General features: G+C 71.0%; 14 protein-coding genes. 8 read left to right on the top strand and 6 right to left on the bottom strand.

From position 1 onward, the window contains the following. The first annotated feature begins 66 nt into the window (after positions 1 to 66). Complete coding sequence (locus EDF19_RS03675) at positions 67 to 819, top strand: SDR family NAD(P)-dependent oxidoreductase (protein WP_123679536.1); 753 nt, start codon at positions 67 to 69, stop codon at positions 817 to 819. A 74-nt stretch (positions 820 to 893) separates the two neighbouring features. Here the strand turns inward: EDF19_RS03675 and EDF19_RS03670 are convergent, their stop codons facing one another. Both EDF19_RS03670 and EDF19_RS03665 read right to left on the bottom strand, forming a co-directional pair. Beyond that, positions 894 to 1,163, bottom strand: a complete 270-nt coding sequence (locus EDF19_RS03670; protein ID WP_123679535.1) for a hypothetical protein — start codon at positions 1,161 to 1,163, stop codon at positions 894 to 896. Between the two features lie 11 nt (positions 1,164 to 1,174). Next, positions 1,175 to 2,335 carry an inorganic phosphate transporter gene (locus EDF19_RS03665; protein ID WP_123679534.1) on the bottom strand — a complete coding sequence of 387 codons (1,161 nt, stop codon included), beginning with the start codon at positions 2,333 to 2,335 and terminating at the stop codon, positions 1,175 to 1,177. A gap of 87 nt (positions 2,336 to 2,422) precedes the next feature. Between EDF19_RS03665 and EDF19_RS03660 the strand changes: the two genes are divergently transcribed. The 3 genes from EDF19_RS03660 (at position 2,423) to EDF19_RS03650 (ending at position 4,837) form a co-directional block, all read left to right on the top strand. Beyond that, positions 2,423 to 3,301 (top strand): alpha/beta hydrolase, encoded by an 879-nt coding sequence (locus tag EDF19_RS03660; protein WP_123679533.1) that lies wholly within the window; start codon positions 2,423 to 2,425, stop codon positions 3,299 to 3,301. A gap of 9 nt (positions 3,302 to 3,310) precedes the next feature. After that, positions 3,311 to 4,360, top strand: coding sequence for a biotin/lipoate A/B protein ligase family protein (locus EDF19_RS03655; protein WP_123679532.1), 1,050 nt, complete (start codon positions 3,311 to 3,313; stop codon positions 4,358 to 4,360). Positions 4,361 to 4,507: 147 nt separating this feature from the next. After that, positions 4,508 to 4,837, top strand: coding sequence for a hypothetical protein (locus EDF19_RS03650; RefSeq protein ID WP_123679531.1), 330 nt, complete (start codon positions 4,508 to 4,510; stop codon positions 4,835 to 4,837). A gap of 51 nt (positions 4,838 to 4,888) precedes the next feature. On the opposite strand, the gene EDF19_RS03645 is transcribed toward EDF19_RS03650, so the two are convergent. Further along, complete coding sequence (locus EDF19_RS03645) at positions 4,889 to 5,176, bottom strand: GNAT family N-acetyltransferase (protein WP_123679530.1); 288 nt, start codon at positions 5,174 to 5,176, stop codon at positions 4,889 to 4,891. Positions 5,177 to 5,352: 176 nt separating this feature from the next. On the opposite strand from EDF19_RS03645, the gene EDF19_RS03640 reads away from it, so the two are divergent. Next, the gene (locus EDF19_RS03640; protein ID WP_123679529.1) at positions 5,353 to 6,213 is read left to right on the top strand and encodes a site-specific DNA-methyltransferase; all 861 of its coding nucleotides are present in this window, start codon (positions 5,353 to 5,355) and stop codon (positions 6,211 to 6,213) included. An 85-nt stretch (positions 6,214 to 6,298) separates the two neighbouring features. Here EDF19_RS03640 and EDF19_RS03635 read toward each other — a convergent pair whose 3' ends face one another. Beyond that, entirely contained in the window at positions 6,299 to 8,821 is a 2,523-nt protein-coding gene (locus EDF19_RS03635; protein ID WP_123679528.1) for an MDR family MFS transporter, read from the bottom strand. A 150-nt stretch (positions 8,822 to 8,971) separates the two neighbouring features. Between EDF19_RS03635 and EDF19_RS03630 the strand changes: the two genes are divergently transcribed. Further along, positions 8,972 to 9,715: an alpha/beta hydrolase gene (locus tag EDF19_RS03630; RefSeq protein WP_185022651.1), complete on the top strand. Its 744-nt coding sequence runs from the start codon at positions 8,972 to 8,974 to the stop codon at positions 9,713 to 9,715. Between the two features lie 60 nt (positions 9,716 to 9,775). Here EDF19_RS03630 and EDF19_RS03625 read toward each other — a convergent pair whose 3' ends face one another. Then, the gene (locus tag EDF19_RS03625; RefSeq protein ID WP_123679526.1) at positions 9,776 to 11,020 is read right to left on the bottom strand and encodes a glycosyl hydrolase; all 1,245 of its coding nucleotides are present in this window, start codon (positions 11,018 to 11,020) and stop codon (positions 9,776 to 9,778) included. Then, the gene (locus EDF19_RS03620; protein WP_123679525.1) at positions 11,017 to 12,126 is read right to left on the bottom strand and encodes a LacI family DNA-binding transcriptional regulator; all 1,110 of its coding nucleotides are present in this window, start codon (positions 12,124 to 12,126) and stop codon (positions 11,017 to 11,019) included. The genes EDF19_RS03625 and EDF19_RS03620 overlap by 4 nt, the downstream gene beginning before the upstream one ends. 122 nt (positions 12,127 to 12,248) lie before the next feature. Between EDF19_RS03620 and EDF19_RS03615 the strand changes: the two genes are divergently transcribed. Further along, positions 12,249 to 13,538, top strand: coding sequence for an ABC transporter substrate-binding protein (locus EDF19_RS03615; protein ID WP_123679524.1), 1,290 nt, complete (start codon positions 12,249 to 12,251; stop codon positions 13,536 to 13,538). 28 nt (positions 13,539 to 13,566) lie between these two features. After that, the gene (locus tag EDF19_RS03610) at positions 13,567 to 14,502 is read left to right on the top strand and encodes a carbohydrate ABC transporter permease (RefSeq protein ID WP_123679523.1); all 936 of its coding nucleotides are present in this window, start codon (positions 13,567 to 13,569) and stop codon (positions 14,500 to 14,502) included. The last annotated feature ends 2 nt before the right edge of the window (positions 14,503 to 14,504 follow it).

The following is a 14,504-nucleotide window of genomic DNA, read 5'->3' as shown; positions in this document are numbered from 1 at the left end:
AACGAACTGGTTTCCGGGTGTACTGTGCGGTATAGACAACACGTGTTGCCGAGAGAGAAGGAGAACATGTCTGAGTTCGAGGGCAAGGTCGCCGTCGTCACCGGCGGTGGCAGCGGCATCGGTGAGTCCATCGCGAAGGAGCTCGCCGCGGCGGGCGCGAAGGTCGTCGTCACCGACATCAAGCAGGACGCCGCGCAGCGCGTCGTCGGCGAGATCGAGCAGGCCGGCGGCACCGCGGCCGCGTTCGAGGCCAACTCGGCGGTCGCCGCCGACAACGAGCGCGCCGTCCAGTTCGCGGTCGACACCTACGGCGGACTCCACCTCGCCGTCAACAACGCCGGCATCGGCGCCGCGCCGCAGCCGATCGGCGAGTACGACATCGCCGCCTGGGACCGTGTCCGCGCGGTGGACCTCGACGGCGTGTTCTACGGCCTCCGGTACGAGATCCCCGCGATCCTCGCCTCCGGTGGTGGCGCGATCGTGAACATGTCATCGGTGCTCGGCTCGGTCGGCATCGCGCAGAACGCCGCGTACGTCGCCTCCAAGCACGCACTCGTCGGCCTGACGAAGGTCGCGGCGCTCGAGTACACGGCGCAGGGCGTCCGCACGAACGCCGTCGGCCCCGGCTTCATCGACACCCCGCTGGTGCGCTCGTCGCTCTCCGCCGAGGCGCTGACCGCGCTCGAGGCCGAGCACGCTGCCGGCCGACTCGGCACCGACGCCGAGGTCGCCGCGCTGGTGCTGTTCCTGCTGAGCGACAAGGCGTCGTTCATCAGCGGCAGCTACCACCTGGTCGACGGTGGCTACAGCGCCCACTGATCACGGGATCTGAACGGGAGGCCCGGATCACGTGAGCAGGTCTGCTCACGTGATCCGGGCCTCCCGTCTCGTCGTCAGTGGAACTGCGGGATCGTCAGCCAGATGCCCGTCAGCACCGCCGCGACGCACACCGCGAAGCACACGACGGCGCCCGCCAGGGCGACCGGCGGCGTGTGCCCCGAGCGCGGTGTCTCCTCGCCGTACTGCGTCCGCTCCCCGCCCGCGTCCGTGGGCTGGCCGGTGCCGAGGAGCCGCAGGCCGAGCGTGTAGACGAGCACCACGCCCACCGCCGCCACGAACCCGACGCCCGCGACCGTGCCGATCGCTCCGAAGTCGATCTCCATCGTGGTCCTCCTCAGGTCGGTGCGCCGGCCGGCTGCGGCTCGGCCTGGTCGGTGGGTTCGGTCGACCCGGCGGCGACGTCGTCGTGCGAGATCGGCTTGCGCTTGGCGAGGACGTAGAAGGTCAGCCCGCCGGCCAGGGCGAGCACCGCCACCAGCACGAGGCCGACCGCCGAGGTCGAGGCGAGCCAGGTCGCCAACCCGCCGACCACCGCGGCCGCGGGCAACGTGATCACCCACGCGACGACGATCCGGCCGACGACGGACCAGCGCACGTCCGCGAGCTTCTTGCCGAGGCCCGAACCGATCACCGAGCCGCTCGTGACGTGGGTCGTCGACAGGGCGAAACCGAGGTGCGACGAGACGAGGATCGTCGCCGCGGAACTGGTCTCGGCCGCGAAGCCCTGCGGCGACTGCACGTCGGAGATCTTCTTGCCGACCGTCTGCATGATGCGCCAGCCGCCGGTGTACGTCCCGAGGCCGATCGCGAGTCCGCAGGCCAGGATCACCCAGAGCGCCGGGCCGGTGCCCGCGTCCTGGTAGTTCGCCGCGATGAGGGTGAGCGTGATGACGCCCATCGTCTTCTGCGCGTCGTTCGTGCCGTGCGCCAGGGACACCAGCGACGCCGAGACGGTCTGGCCGTGTCGGAAGCCCGTCGCCGCGCCGTGGGTCGTGGCGTTCTTCGTGAGGACGTAGGCCAGGTAGGTCGCGACGAGGGCGATCACGCCCGCGATCACCGGGGAGAGGAGCGCCGGCAGCACCACCTTCGAGACCACCGTCGACCAGCTCACCGAGTCCAGCCCGGCGCCGATGATCGAGGCGCCGATCAGCCCGCCGAACAGCGCGTGGGTGGACGACGACGGCAGCCCGAGGTACCAGGTGGCGAGGTTCCAGAGCACCGCGCCGACCAGGCCCGCGAAGATCATCGTGGGGGAGATGTGGACGCCGTCCTGGCCCTCGCGGATGATGCCCTGCGAGACGGTCTTGGCGACCTCCGTGGAGAGGAACGCGCCGACCACGTTGAGGACGGCGGAGATGAGCACGGCGGTCCGGGGCTTGAGCGCCCCGGTGGCGACCGACGTGGCCATGGCGTTGGCGGTGTCGTGGAACCCGTTCGTGAAGTCGAACACGAGGGCCACCACGATCACCAGCACGACGATGACGAGGACGTCCATGCCCGGGACGGTAGGCCCGCGGTGCACCGGCTGCGTGAACGCCGGATGAACAGGTCCGTGGGGGTGTGCCTCTGGGAGGATGGCCGCGTGCCCACCTTCTCCGCAGCCCGAGGCGACTCGTCCTTCGTCGACGAGTACGGCGTCGAGATCGTCTACTCGACCTGGCGTGCGGCCCGGCCGAAGGGCATCGTGCAGATCGCCCACGGCGTCGGCGAACACGGCCTCCGCTACGAGCCCCTGGCACAGGACCTCGTGCGCGCCGGCTACACCGTGCACGTCAACGACCACCGCGGGCACGGCCGCACCGGACTCGCGCAGTGGGAGGGCGACCACACGAAGCTCGGGCGGCTCGGTCCCGGTGGCCTCCGCGCCGCGATCGCCGCCGTCGAGCAGATGAGCGCCGTCGCCCGAGCGGACAGCCCCGGGGTCCCGCTCGTGCTCATCGGCCACTCGTGGGGCTCGCTCATGGCGCAGCGCATCGTGAACACCGCGTCGGAGTCCTACGACGGGGTCGTGCTGTCCGCCAGCGCGTACCGGCTGCCCGGGTGGATGAACAGCGGCGACCTGAACGCACGGCACGCGGGCTCCGGGCCGACGAAGTTCGAGTGGCTCACCCGCGACCGGGCGATCATCGAGGCCGTCGCGGTGGACCCGCTCGCGGTCGAGGCCGACGTCATCGGGTTGTTCGGCCTCGCCGACACGCTCCGGCTGCTCGGGGTCCCGCGGCGGGGGATCCCGCACGACCTGCCGATGCTGCTGCAGGTCGGGTCGGACGACCCGCTCGGCGGGCCGCGGTCCGTCGAGCGGTTGGCTCGGGCGTACCGGCGTCGCGGGGGGCTCTCCGACGTCACCGTGCGGGTGTACGAGGGGGCACGGCACGAGATCTACAACGAGACGAACCGGGCCGAGGTGATCGCCGACCTGGTCGCGTGGTTGGACCGGGTGACGGCGGACTCGCGGGCGTAGGCTCGTCCCGTGCACGGTGAGTACAAGGTCCCAGGCGGAAAACTGGTCGTCGTCGACCTCGAGGTGGTCGACGGCCTGATCCAGGAGTTCCGTCTGGCGGGGGACTTCTTCCTCGAACCGGACGACGCGCTCCCGCTCATCGACGCCGCGGTGAACGGCCTCGCCGCCGCCACCGACGCCGCCGGCATCGCCACCGCCGTCCGTGCCGCGCTGCCCGCCGACGCCGTGCTGCTCGGCTTCACGCCCGAGTCCGTCGGCGTCGCCGTCCGCCGAGCACTGTCCCGCGCGTCGTCGTGGCAGGACTACGACTGGCAGATCGTCCACGAGGGCCCGATCAGCCCGAACGAGCACCTCGCACTCGACCAGGTCCTGACCGAGGAGGTCGGAGCCGGCCGCCGCGGACCGACCCTGCGGATCTGGGAGTGGGACCAGCCCGCCGTCGTCATCGGGTCGTTCCAGTCGCTGAAGAACGAGGTCGACCCCGAGGGTGCGGCGAAGTACGGCGTCGAGGTCGTCCGCCGGATCTCGGGCGGCGGAGCGATGTTCATGGACGCCGGCGCGATCATCTCGTACTCGCTGTACGTGCCGTCGGACCTCGTGCAGGGCATGACGTTCGCCGACTCGTACGCCTACCTGGACGAGTGGGTGATCGAGGCGCTGAAGTCCCTCGGCATCGACGCGTACTACCAGCCGCTCAACGACATCACCTCGGCCAAGGGCAAGATCGGCGGGGCGGCGCAGAAGCGGCTCGGCACCGGGGCGCTGCTCCACCACGCCACCATGAGCTACGACATGGACGGCGAGAAGATGGTGCAGGTCCTGCGGATCGGGCGCGAGAAGATGAGCGACAAGGGGACGACCTCGGCCGCGAAACGGGTCGACCCGCTGCGCTCGCAGACCGGACTGTCCCGCGCCGAGATCATCGAGCGGCTCATCGGCACGTTCACGAAGCTCTACGGGGCCACCCCCGGAGCGGTCACCGATGCGGAGCGCGAGAAGGCGCAGGAGCTCGTGCGGACGAAGTTCGCGACGAAGGAGTGGCTCGAGCGGGTGCCGTGAGCTGGTCGGCGGCCGGAGCAGAGGGGGGAACGCTCCGGCCACCGCATGACGAGTCTGACGAGCGAGTCGGTGAACCACACATGTGGATCATGAGAATCACCCGCGCGGCTGATCCGCTCGCTCCGGGGCCCACGTAGCGTCGATCGCGTGAACTGGTTGATCTTCCTGGGGGCGGTGGCCGCTGCGGCCGTCGTGATGTGGATCGCCGACCGCGTGGGGTGGATCGACCTGTCGAACAAGTCCACGCGGAGCGGCGGGTCCGGTGGTGTCGTCGGCATGATGGACGAGGTCTTCGCGCCGACCCGTCACGAGACGCAGGCCGAGTACGAACGGCAGTCGCGCCTGCCGAGGGAAGCCCCCGCACCGGCGGACGACGACCACGACCTGCTCAGCGGGACCGTGCTCATCCGGGTGCCGGCGGTGCGCAGCGCCGGGCGGCACGAGACGCGCGCCGGGACGCACGACCGTTCGTACTGAGCACGTCGAGCACGTCGAGCACGTCGAGTCCGCGGCGTCCCACGTGTGGCGTCAGCGCGTCGTGAGCTCCTGGTAGTCCGGGTGCCGCTCGATCCAGGCGTGCACGTAGCTGCACTGCGGGACGACCCGCAGCGACGAGCCCGAGCGGACGTCGTCGAGGGCGTTCTGCACGAGGATCGACGCGTGCCCACCACCGCGGTGCGCCGGGTCGACCTCGGTGTGGACGAAGCGGATCTCGTCGCCGTCGACCTCGTACGCCGCGAAGCCGATCACCTCGCCGTCCTCGACGAGGGAGTACTGCTGCTTGTCGGTGTCGTTGCGGACCTCGGGTGCTGCCATGCCTCGACGCTACGCCGGAGGCTGGGGCGCCGCTGGGACCGCGCCGCTGCGACCGCGCCGCTGGGACCGCGCCGCTGGGACCGCGCCGCTGGGACCGCGCCGCTGGGACCGCGCCGCTGGGACCGCGCCGCTGCGACCGCGCCGCTCGGTCGCGCGACGTGCGCGACAATGGGTCCGTGCACAGGGGAGACGACCGAGGCCCGGACCGCGTCGTCCTCGGCGACGCGCTCGACGTGGTCCCCGCGTACCCGGACGGCTCGTTCACGCTCGTCTACCTCGACCCGCCGTTCAACACCGGCCGGTACCAGCGGCGGCACGCGACCTCGGCGGTGCCGAAGGCCGACGGCCCGGTGATGGGGTTCCACGGCCGCACCTACGAACGGGTGCGCGGCGACCTGATGCGCTTCGACGACCGGTTCGACGACTACTGGTCCTTCCTGGAGCCCCGCCTGATCGAGGCATGGCGGCTCCTCGCGGCGGACGGCACGCTGTACCTGCACCTCGACTACCGCGAGTCGCACTACGCCAAGGTGCTGCTCGACGCGCTCTTCGGCCGGGAGTCCTTCCTGAACGAGATCGTCTGGGCCTACGACTACGGCGCGAAGTCCAAGACCCGCTGGCCGACGAAGCACGACACGATCCTGGTCTACGTGAAGGACCCGTCGCGGTACTGGTTCGACTCGACGGCGGTGGACCGGGAGCCGTACATGGCGCCGGGGCTCGTGACGGCCGAGAAGCGTGAGCGCGGCAAGCTCCCGACGGACGTCTGGTGGCACACGATCGTCTCGCCGACCGGCCGTGAGAAGACCGGCTACCCGACGCAGAAGCCCGAGGGGGTGCTGCGCCGGATCGTGCAGGCGTCCTCGCGCGAGGGCGACTGGGTCCTCGACTTCTTCGCGGGCAGCGGCACGACGGGTGCGGTGGCGCAGGCGCTCGGGCGGCGGTACGTGCTGGTGGACGACAACCCGGCGGCGATCGACGTGATGCGGAAGCGGTTGCCGGGGGCGTCGTTCGAGGTCGCGTCGGCGGCCGTCTGAGTGGCGCCGAACGGAACACGCGCCTTCCGACGAAACACGATTCGATCGTCTCGTGTTCTGTCGGAAGGCGCGTGCCTGCGGCTGGCTACTCGGCCGAGTGGCGGCCGTGCGGGTGGTCGCCCTCGTCCGGCCTGGAGGCACGGCTCGCCTCCGCCGGGTCGGCTCCCGCCGCGGGGGTGGCCGGGTCGACGGCCGGGGCAGCGTGGGCCGCGCGGGTCCGGATGGCACCGGTGGTGGTCGGCGGCTCGTCGACCGGCGCGGCCGCCGAGTGCGCGCCGTGGGTCGTGGCGTTCGGCAGCGGAGCACGGGTGTCGTCCGACGAGCCCGCGGCAGGCAGCGCGTCGTTCGGCAGGGCGTCGTTCGGCAAGGCGTCGTTCGGTAGCGCGTCGTTCGGCAGCACCGACACGTCGGACGAGCCCGCTGCCCGGGCCGATCGCGGCTGCGCGGGGACGTCGGGCGACGTCGGCACGGCCCGCATCGGGCCGGTGTCCGGCGACACGAGCGCCCCGGAGCCGGCCGCGGCACCCTGTGCGTCGACGGTCAGCCGATCGGCGTCGGCGTCGGCGTCTGCCTTGGCGGTCCGCTGGGCGTCGGCCTGCTCCTGCAGCGCCGAGGTCTTGCGGAGCGGCGGCACCCGGAAGAACCACGTCAGGACGAACGCGAGCAGGATCACCGCGAGGCCGACGTAGTACACGCGGACGGCCGAGTCGCTGAACCCGACGAGGAACGGGCGGGTGAGCCGCTTGTCCGCCCCGTTCAGGAACGAGGTGTCACTCGTCGCGGCGGACCCCGACGAGCTCGCGCTCGAGTCGCCGCTCTTCAGCTGCTTGATGATCGTCGGAGCGACCTCGTCGACGACGTTCTCGCGCTGCGCCTTGTCGGAGTAGTCGACCTGCAGCGTCCCGTCGACGACCTCGGCGTTGGCCTTCGACGCCGCGGTCTCGAGCGCCTGCTGCTCGGCGGCGGGCTTCGCGTCGTCGACCTGCTGGGTGATGACGGTGTCGGCGGCCGCGGAGGGGAGCTCGCCGGCGGCGACCTGCTGCTGCACGGCCGCGGTGACCTGCTTCGTCACGGCTGCGTCGGCCGCTTCCTTCGCCTGCACCGCACCCTTGTTCAGAGAGTCCTGCACGTTCTTCTGCACGGGGTCGACGATCTTGTTCCAGATCTGGTCCATCACGCCCTTGTTCTCGGACGCGTTCGCGACGGAGGGCGTCAGGGCGGCGTTGAGGGCGCTCTTCAGGTCGGTCTCGTTCTGCATCGCGGCCGTGATGTTCGTCGGCATCAGCGTGAACAGCACGGACAGGAGCACCGCGGTGCCCATGGTGCCGCCGATCTGCCGGAAGAACGTCGCCGCACTGGTCGCGACACCGATGTCCCGCGGGGACACCGAGTTCTGCGCCGCCAGGGTCAGCGTCTGCATGAGCTGCCCGAGCCCGAGTCCGATGCCGAACATGCCGAGCATCAGGAACCAGAGCGGCCGGTCCGCCGTCAGGAACGTCAGGACCGTGAAGCCGATCGCGGTGAAGGCGGTGCCGGTGATCGGGAAGACCTGGTAGTTGCCGGTCCGCGAGATGATCTGGCCGGAGGCGATCGAGGAGATCATCAGGCCGAGCACCATCGGGAGCATCGCGAACCCGGACTCGGTGGGCGTGACGCCCTTCACGATCTGCAGGTACAGCGGGATCGTCAGCATCGCGCCGAACATCCCGAAGCCGACGAGCACCGACAGGATCGCGGCCATCGAGAACACCCGCGAGCCGAAGAGCTTCATCGGCAGGATCGCGTCGCTGCCCATCGCCCGTTCGACGATGATGAACGCGATCAACCCGGCCGCGCCGATGCCGTAGCAGGCGAAGGCGCCGGGGGAGCTCCAACCCCATTCGCGGCCCTGCTCGGCGATCAGGAGAAGCGGCACGAGGGTGACGATGACGAGCGTCGCGCCCCACCAGTCGATGCGGGGCTTGCCGCGGTCGCCGAACTTCGGCAGGTGCAGGAACGTCAGCACCATGAACAGCGCGATGACGCCGATCGGCACGTTGATCAGGAACACCCAGCGCCAGCCGGAGATGAAGAGCAGTTCGCTCGCACCGGCGAAGACACCGCCGACGAGCGGTCCGATGACCGAGGAGATGCCGAACACGGCGAGGAAGTAGCCCTGGTACTTCGCCCGCTCGCGGGGGGCGAGCATGTCGCCCATGATCGCCAGGGGGAGCGACATCAGGCCACCGGCGCCGAGGCCCTGCAGCGCGCGGAACCCGGCGAGCATGAGCATCGACGTGGAGAACGACGCGGCGAACGAGCCGACGATGAAGATGCCGATCGCGGTGATGAACAGCGGGCGGCGGCCGAAGATGTCGGAGAGCTTGCCGTAGATCGGCGTCGTGACCGTCGAGGCGATCAGGTACCCGGTGGTGACCCAGGCCTGCTGGTCGAGGCCGTGCAGATCGTCGCCGATGGTCCGGATCGCGGTGCCGACGATCGTCTGGTCGAGGGCGCCGAGGAACATCCCGGCCATCAGGCCGTAGATCACCAACAGGATCTGTCGGTGGTTCATCACGACGTTGGACGCCGTGGTGGGGGCCGCGGGTGCGGTCGCCGTCTGGGTCATGAGCAGGGTCTCCCGGTACCGATGCGCTGGCGGAACGAAGAATTTTGCGCTGCCTGCAAAGTTACAACTGCCGCAAGGTGCTCGTCCGCACCCGATGGGCTTCCTGTGTGGATCGGCAGCGATCCGCGCCGGAACAGTAGGGTCGGCGCCATGCACACGCCCGACGGCATCACGGTACGCCCGAGCTCCCGCGGCGGTTCCCGTCCGGCCGTGATCGTCCTGCCTGGTGGCGGCTACGAGGAGCACGGCCGTGCGAGCTCCGAACCGGTCGCCGACTGGTTCGCCGCGGTCGGGCTGCACGCGTTCCTGTTCCGGTACCCGCTCCGGTCGCAGGGCACGGTCGGCCCGCTCCACCCGGAGCCGATCGACGCCACCCGCCGGGTCTTCAGCTGGCTGCGCTCGGGCCGGGCCGCGGCGGACACCGGGCTCGCGATCGACACCGAGCGCATCGGCGTCGCCGGCTCGAGCGCGGGCGGGCACCTCGCGGCGTCGCTGGCGAACGGCATCGACGACCCCGCGCTCGAGCGCCCCGCGTTCTGCGTGCTCAGCTACCCCGTCGTCACGATGGAGCACCCCACCCGGCCACGTCCGGTCGTCGGACTGCTCGGCGACGCCCCGACCTGGCGGCAGCGGCGCGAGCTGTCGATGGAGACACGCGTCGACGCCCGGACCCCGCCGACCTTCGTGTGGACGACGGCCGACGACCGGATCGTCCGCGCGTCGAACACGCTGTCGTACGCCGATGCCCTGGTCCGGAACGAGGTGGACGTCGAGGTGCACGTCTTCCCGCACGGACGCCACGGGCTCGGCACCGCCGTGCGTGAGCCGCACACGTCCCAGTGGACGCGGCTCTGCGAGAACTGGCTGCGGTACCAGCGCGTGCTGACCGACTGACGCGATCCGCGCCTCCAGTCCGCCTGTCGGTCCTCGGACGGGAGGCGCGACGCGCGCCCGTCAGACCGCTGCGGACTCGACCACCCGGGTCACACCCCGCGCCGCGAGTGCCGCAGGGTCCGCGGCGGTCCGGCTGGTGACCACCGCGACCGCCTCGCCGGCGGCGCGCAGCCGGTGCCAGCGGTCGAAGACCGCACCACCCGGAGCCAGGTCCGCACGACGGAGGGGCAGGTCGGCGTCGTCGACGTCGACCACCACGGCGCTCGCGCGGGGTGACGGTGTCGGAGTCGAGCGACGGGCGTCGGCGACGACCTCGGCGTAGCGGCGGCCGAGCGGCTTCACCCGGTTGTCCACGTCGAGCAGGCCGAGGGAGTACTCCAGGTCCTTGAAGTCGCCGAGGTCGCGGGAGACGTCGTGCGAGCACCACCAGGTGACCGCGTGCAGGCGTTCGGTGGTGAGGGCTGCGGCGACCGTGCGCTCGAGGAACTCGGGCATCTCGGACTCGGCCAGGTGCCGGTCGGGCGCACCGACCTCCTGCAGCCAGACGGGCCGGTCGAGGTCGGTGGCGAACGCGCGGGCGAGCTCGATCATCCACTCCGCGTGCCGGACGGACTCGTCGGACAGGGCCCCGTACCGGTCCGCGACGCCGTTGAAGACCCAGGAGTGCACGGTCGTCACGTCGCCCAGGCGGCTGGCGTGGGCCGGCACGAACGGGTGGCCGTCGCGGTACCAGAGGTGGTCGTTCTCGGAGTGCGTGACGACGTGCCGCCGGTCCTTGTCACGTGGCGCGCCGAGCAGGGACTCGAGCCAGTGCGTCACCTGCGCCGTGTCGGCCGGCATCGCGGCGGGGTTCGGCGGCTGGAACTGGTTGAGCTCGTTGCCCAGGGTCAGGCCGGTGAAGTTCGGGCGGTCCCGGACGGCCTCGTACACGGCGGCGACCAGGGCGGCCTGCGCGTCGATCGCCGGCTGGTCGGTGAACATGTTGCCGTCGTGCCAGTTCACGAGCCACGCGGGCACGAAGTCGAACCCGGACATGTGCCCCTGCACGACGTCGACGCTGGCGTCCAGCTCGAACTCGGCGGCGACGTCGACCACGAGGGCGACGTCCTCCAGCGCCTTGCGGCGGATGAGCGTGCGGTTCGGCTGCAGCGTGGGCCACAGGGGGAAGAGCCGGACGTGGTCGAGGCCGAGGGTCGCGATCGCCTCGAGGTCGCGGCGGATCGCGCTCTCGTCGACGGACTGCCACTGGAACATCCAGTCGGTCGACGGCACGTAGTTCACGCCGAAGCGCGTGGCGATGGTCATCGGTCTCCTCCTTCGGTGGCGGGCGCGGCGGCGGCGCCGGTCGCGGCGGCGCCAGTGCTGGCGGTCGCGGCGTCGGTGCTCGGTGCCGGTCCGGTCGAGCCGCGGACGTGCAGTGCGCGTCCGCCGACCTCGGCGTCGGCGACCTCGTCACCACGCGCGAGCCGCTCGACCAGCGCCACGGCGGTGCGGGCCGATTCCTCGACCGGGGCGTCGAGCGCGGTGAGCGACGGCCGGACGATCGAGGACACCCACGAGTCCTCCCACGCGACGACGGACAGGTCCTCCGGCACGCGGACGCCGAGCTCGGGGGCGTGCGCCACCACCTCGGCCGCGATCGCCTCACCGTCGAGGACGATCGCCGTGGCGCCGTCGAGGCGGCCGAGGAGGTCGGCGACGGGGTCCTCGGCGTCGGCGCGCCAACCGAGGACGAGCGCGTCCACACCGCGTCGGCCGGCGGCGGCGGTGAAGCGAGCGTCGCGGGCGCCGGTGTGGGCGAGTGCCGGGCCGTCGCCGACACGGGCGATCCGGCGGTGCCCGAGTTGCCCGAGGTGGTCGAGCAGCGCTTCGGTCGCGTCGGCGTCGCTCACCGTCACCGCGGGGACGGTGCTGCCCGGGATCGGTGCGCCGAGCATCACGGCCGGGGCGGAGAGGTGCTGCAGCATCGAGACGCGCGGGTCGTCGGTGCGGACGTCGACCAGCAGGAACCCGTCGACGCGCTGCTCGGTCCACCACTGGCGGTAGACGGCTGCTTCGTCGTCGGCCTGCACCAGGGTGACGGAGAGCGACCAGCCGATCGCGGCGAGGGGTTCGGTGAGCCCCGCGATCAGACGCATCGTGAACGGGTCGCGCTGGAACGTGTCCCGCGACCGGGCGAGCACCAGCCCGAGACTGCGGCCGGCCGACCCCGAGAGCTTGCGGCTCGCCAGGTTCGGTCGCCAGTTCAGGTCGTCGGCGGCCTTGCGGATGCGTGCGGCGGTGGCGGCCGAGACGTTCGGCCGGCCGTTGAAGACGTGCGAGACCGCCGAGGTCGAGACGCCGGCGCGCTTCGCGACCTGCGCGATCGTGACTCGACGCCGGTCGACGGCTCCCGCGGTGGTGTCGCTCATGCGGTCGAGCGTAGAGGCTTGACCCTGTCGTGTAAAGCGGTATACGTTGCTCGTCACCTGAAGTACACCGCTGTACCCAATGCATCGAGAACCGCTCCACCTTCCACTGCCAAGGAGGCACCGTGACGGACGGCATCAGCAGGCGCACCCTCCTCGGAGCCGGGCTCGGAGCCGGGCTACTCGCACCGATCCTCGCCGGGTGCAGCGCGCTCACACCGGCCTCGAGCGGACCGGGGACCCTGAGCGTGCACACGCAGCTCAGCGGCGCCGTCGCGGGCGCGCAGACGTTCACGGACGTGGTCGCCGCCTACCGCCGACGGACCTCCCGCAAGGTGGCACTGCTGTCGAACGGGTCCGACCTGCCGATCGTCTTCGAGACGAGCTCGCTCGCGGGGAAGGAAGCCGACGTCGCCATCGTGAACATGGTCGGGCGCACGCTTTCCTGGACGGGCGAGGACGCCACCATCGACGTCAGCCGGTACCTCGACGAGTGGGACCTGCGGGACAAGATCATCCCCGAGGCGATCGCTGAGTGGACCGACGAGCAGGGCCGCGTCCGCGCGTTCCCCTTCACCCGGACGAACTGGCCGGTGTCGTTCAACACCGCGCTGCTCGAGCAGGCCGGTGTCAGCGAGATCCCGACCACCTCGGACCAGCTCATCGCGGCGGCGGATCGACTGCGCGCCGCCGGCATCGGGCCGGTCACCGTGGGCGGTTCGGACTGGAGCGGACAGAAGCTGCTGATGCAGGTCATCCAGGGCTTCGTCTCGCAGGACGAAGCCGCGACGGTGTTCTCGACCGGCAAGATCTCGGACAGCCCGGGCGCCGTCCGCGGTGTCGAGCACTTCGTCGAGCTCCGCGACGCCGGTGTCTTCGTGGACTCGGTGCAGGGCTTCACGTCGGACTCCGAGCTCACGCAGTTCAACACCCGCAAGGCCGCGATCGTGCCCGCGATGTCGTCGGCGCTCGCCCTGGTGTCGAAGGAACGCGCGAAGGAGGTCACGGTGGGCGGCTGGCCGGTTCCCTCGAAGGACGCCGCCATCGCGCACCCGAGCGTCATCAAGAGCTACAACGGCCACGGCATCTGGATCAGCGAGAACGGCCGGGCGAAGCTCGACCTCATCAAGCCGTTCGTGCAGTACCTGTACTCGTCGGCCGTCACGAGCGAGTTCGTCCTGGACTCCGGCCGCGACATGAGCCGGATCACCGACACCGTCAGCCGGGACTTCCCGCTCGTCGCCCAGGCCGCGAAGCTCACCGACGACCAGGTCACCCCGGTGATGCTGCCCGACCTGCTCGTGCCCGACTCCGCGTACGAGCCGATGATCCGCGCGACCTCGCTCGCGTTCGGCTCCGGCACCTCGGCCGACCGCATCATCGACCTCTTCGAGCGCGCCTACACGGCCGCCTGACACCCCACCCCCCGAGAAGGAGCTCCCCATGGCAGTGCTCGTCGAGGAACCACCCGTCCGCACCGCGGCCACCCCGCCCGGTCCGGTCCGTCGTTCCCGAGCCGTCGGCACCGCCCGCGGCAGCTTCCCGACCTTCGCGATCCCCGCGCTCGTCTGGTACGGCCTGTTCATGATCGGGCCGGTCGCGGCGATGATCGTGATCGCGTTCCTGAGCTGGCCGGGGATGCTCGTGTCGCCGACGTTCGCCGGGCTCGACAACTTCCGGGTGCTGTTCTCCGACGAGACCTTCTGGGCCGCCGTCCGGAACAGCACGATCCAGATCGTGGTCGGGCTGCCCATCATGATCGTGCTGGCGTTCCTGCTCGCGTTCCACGTCGTGCAGAAGCCCCGCGGGCACAGGGTCCTGCGCTACCTGCTGTTCATCCCGGCACTGATCTCGGCCCCGGCCACGGCGATGATGTTCTACGCCATGCTCAACCCCGACGGCCTGGTCAACGGGGTGCTCGAGACGCTCGGCATCGGCGGCAAGGCCTGGCTCGCCGATCCCGCGACGGCGCTCGGGGCGCTCATCGTCGTCGACCTGTGGGCGGGCATCGGGTACTCGGCCGTGCTCATCGCCAGCCGACTCGACGGCGTCGACACTGAGGTCGTGCAGGCCGCGCGGATGGACGGTGCCGGTTCGTGGCGTCTGGCGTGGGGCGTGTACTGGCCGATCGCGCGGGACTTCATCGGCGTCGTCGCGATGCTGCAGTTCCTGTCGATGCTGTTCAGCTCGGCGCAGAACGTGCTGCTCCTGACCCAGGGCGGACCGGGCACGGCGACCACGACCCTGTCGTACCTCGTGTACCAGAAGGCGTTCGTGGACACCGACCTCGGCTACAGCCAGGCGGTCGGCGTCGTGCTGTTCGTCCTCGGGCTCGCCGGCATGTTCGTCATCCGCCGCGTCCTCCGCAAGACCCACTGACC

Origin of the sequence: Curtobacterium sp. PhB115 (genome assembly GCF_003752025.1) — a bacterium.
Classification (GTDB): Bacteria; Actinomycetota; Actinomycetes; order Actinomycetales; family Microbacteriaceae; genus Curtobacterium.
Note: the sequence above shows the minus strand (reverse complement) of the source record. Positions and strands in the feature narration are given on the sequence as shown.